This window comes from Zavarzinella formosa DSM 19928 (genome assembly GCF_000255705.1).
Classification (GTDB): domain Bacteria; phylum Planctomycetota; class Planctomycetia; order Gemmatales; family Gemmataceae; genus Zavarzinella; species Zavarzinella formosa.
The window spans coordinates 1-2,641 of the sequence record NZ_AIAB01000516.1; the positions used below are offsets into that span (position 1 = coordinate 1).

Here is a 2,641-nt window from a genome sequence, read left to right on the forward strand (position 1 = left end):
TGGACCACGGTGGCCAACGCCGACATCGAAGCCGCCCCCTCCGCGACGCTGGATTGGGGCAACTCGAAAGTGCCGTTCCTGACCGGCACTTCGGACACCGTTTCGGCGGCGGGCGCCCAGATCTACTTCCAATACTCGGGCGGCACCCCGGCGACCCCGCACACCACGGGTTCGATCAAGTTCTCCGTGTGCCTGGAAAAGGTCGCGTGATGAAGCCGCACCACATCCTGACGGGCTTCAAGGGCAGTCAAGACGGCCACGGCGACGGACAGGAATTCGTCGCGGGCACAACGGCTCATCTCTCCAATGACCTCGCCCGCATTGCCGTGGGCGAGGGTTGGGCCAAACCGCTGGCCACCGGCGGTGTTGTTCCCCAACCGGAGCAACTTCCGCTGGCGGGCGAGACGCCTTCGGAAACCGTCATCCCCGATGACGCCCTGCCGCTGGAGGACCGCGAAACCAAGGTGGTCGAACCGGAGGAAACCAAGCCCGCGAAGAAGTTTGAGAAGAAGGGCAAGAAATAATGCTCTCGCCCAGCCAGTTCCAATCCCGTCTCTGCCAGACCACCGTCACCATCGCCTCGTCCGGGACCGCCTCGGGCGAGGCCGATTTGGGCGGGACGACCTTGGTGGGTGTCATGCTTCCAGCGGCCCTCACGGGCACGACCCTGACCTTCACGGCCGCCGCCACCGCCGGGGGCACATCCAATCCGGTCACCGGCTCCAACGGCTCGGCCCTGAGCTTTACCGTCGCGGCCAATAAATACCTGGCCGTCGACCCCGCGCTGTTCCACGGCATCCAGTTCATCAAGGCGGTGAGCGGTAGCACGGAAGGCGCGGCCCGAGACCTGATTCTGTTCAGCAAGGCGCTGTGAAACCCCGCCGCACCGTCACGGTCGTCACCAACCCCGCCTCCGACCCGGTCACGCTGGCCGAGGCGAAGGCCTGGCTCCGGATCGACACCACGGACGAGGATGCCCTCCTCGCCCAGCTCATTTCGGCGGCCACCGACACGGCCGAGCAGCACACCCGCCGCTCGCTCATCACCCGCACGCTTCGGCTCACCTTGGACCAAACCTGCAACGACCTGTACCGGGACCTGGGCGAGGGCGTTTACGACCTGCCAAGCACCTTTCTTTACGGCGGCCTGCCACGAGTCATCGAACTGCCCAAGGGGCCGGTTCAGTCCATCACGTCGGTGACCACCTTCGACCCCGACAACGCCTCCGCTGTCTATTCCCCCTCCAATTACACTTTGAACACCGACGGCACCCGGCTTTCACTGAATCAAGACGCCGTCTGGCCCGGCCCGCTGCGCCCGGTCGGAGCGTGTGAGATCGTCTACACGGCGGGTTATGGCGATTCCTCAGCCATTCCCCCCTCGATCAAGACCGCCATCCTGATGCTCGTCGCCCACCTGTACGAGTCACGAGGAGCGTGCGACGGCGACATGCCCGCCGGTTGCGCCGCCATGCTGAACAAATACCGCATCATGGACGGGCTCCTGCATGGCTGATTGCGGCGAGTTTGCCAAAATGAAACACCGCGTCTCGTTGCAAGCGGTCAGTCAGGTGTCAGACGGCCAGGGAGGTTACACCGAGTCTTGGGCCGCCTTCGCCACCGTCTGGGCTTCCATCCGACCCGCCAAGGGGTTTGAGAAGTTCCAGGCCGCCCAGCTTCAGACGCCCGTCACCCACAAAATCACCATCCGTTACCGCAGTGACGTGTCCACCAGGCACCGCCTCCTCTTCGGAACGCGCGTCTTCGGCATCAAGGAGGCGTTGAACCGCGACGAGGCGAAGCAGTACCTCGACATCCAGGCCATTGAACAACAATAGGAGCCATCATGAACACCACCGGAACCGGAGCCGTCCTGCCGCAGGGAAGCCCGATCGACACGCTGCCCGAGGGCGGCTATGAAGTCACCATCGACGGCCTTGACGACAGCGGCCTGCTCCGCTGCGTCTACCCCAATGGCTTTGTGAAGCACCATCAAGTGAACACCGTCGAAGAACTGGCGGTTCGCGTGACCAACCAGCTTCGGGCGCGCTACGGGGCCAATGAGATCGTGTTCGCCCACGCCCCGGCCTCGCTCGACGCGGGTCAATCCTTCGTCGTGGAGGGCTAACGCATGGCCTCCGCCTTGAAATATGCCGTGACGCTTAAGAACGCCAAACTCGACGCGATCACCACGGCCATCGGCACGTCCGGCCTGCTCCGCATTTATTCTGGCACCCAACCGACCAATCCCGACACCGCCCTGTCGGGCAACACCGTTCTCGCCGAGCTTGCCTTGAGTTCGACCTTCGCGGCGGGCGCGTCCGGGGGCGTCCTGACGGCCAGCTCCATCAGTTCGGACACCAGCGCTGACAACACCGGCACGGCGACATTCTTTTCCCTGCTTACCAGCGGCGGCACGCGCAAAGTGGATGGTTCGGTCGGGACGAGCGGAGCGGATCTGAATCTCAACACAACCAGCATCGTCTCCGGCGCCCAAGTCAGCGTTTCCAGTCTGACCATTACCAGCGGCAATTAGCCCCCGTGGCCAATCGCTTCTGGGTCGGCGCCACCGGCACTTGGGACACCACCGCCGGCGTCAAGTGGGCGGCCAACTCCGGCGGCACGGGCGGCCAGTCCGTCCC

Annotated in this window: 7 protein-coding genes; all 7 read left to right on the plus strand. The window is 64.4% G+C overall.

The genetic code is table 11. The annotated features are described in order from the left end of the window. On the plus strand, positions 1-210 hold a 210-nt coding region (locus BGIM_RS47845), incomplete at its 5' end, for a hypothetical protein (RefSeq protein WP_040887380.1). Further along, positions 210-524: a hypothetical protein gene (locus tag BGIM_RS0100410; protein ID WP_020467876.1), complete on the plus strand. Its 315-nt coding sequence runs from the start codon at positions 210-212 to the stop codon at positions 522-524. The genes BGIM_RS47845 and BGIM_RS0100410, both read left to right, overlap by 1 nt. Next, positions 524-874, plus strand: a complete 351-nt coding sequence (locus BGIM_RS0100415; RefSeq protein WP_020467877.1) for a hypothetical protein — start codon at positions 524-526, stop codon at positions 872-874. Before BGIM_RS0100410 ends, BGIM_RS0100415 begins: the two co-directional genes overlap by 1 nt. Beyond that, positions 871-1,515: a head-tail connector protein gene (locus tag BGIM_RS0100420; RefSeq protein ID WP_020467878.1), complete on the plus strand. Its 645-nt coding sequence runs from the start codon at positions 871-873 to the stop codon at positions 1,513-1,515. The genes BGIM_RS0100415 and BGIM_RS0100420 overlap by 4 nt, the downstream gene beginning before the upstream one ends. A gap of 19 nt (positions 1,516-1,534) precedes the next feature. Beyond that, positions 1,535-1,837 (plus strand): phage head closure protein, encoded by a 303-nt coding sequence (locus BGIM_RS0100425; RefSeq protein ID WP_238537498.1) that lies wholly within the window; start codon positions 1,535-1,537, stop codon positions 1,835-1,837. 8 nt (positions 1,838-1,845) lie between these two features. Beyond that, positions 1,846-2,127, plus strand: a complete 282-nt coding sequence (locus BGIM_RS0100430) for a hypothetical protein (RefSeq protein WP_020467880.1) — start codon at positions 1,846-1,848, stop codon at positions 2,125-2,127. Between the two features lie 3 nt (positions 2,128-2,130). Then, a complete protein-coding gene (locus BGIM_RS0100435) occupies positions 2,131-2,535 on the plus strand; it encodes a hypothetical protein (protein WP_020467881.1) in 405 nt (134 codons plus the stop codon). Positions 2,536-2,641 lie beyond the last annotated feature (106 nt).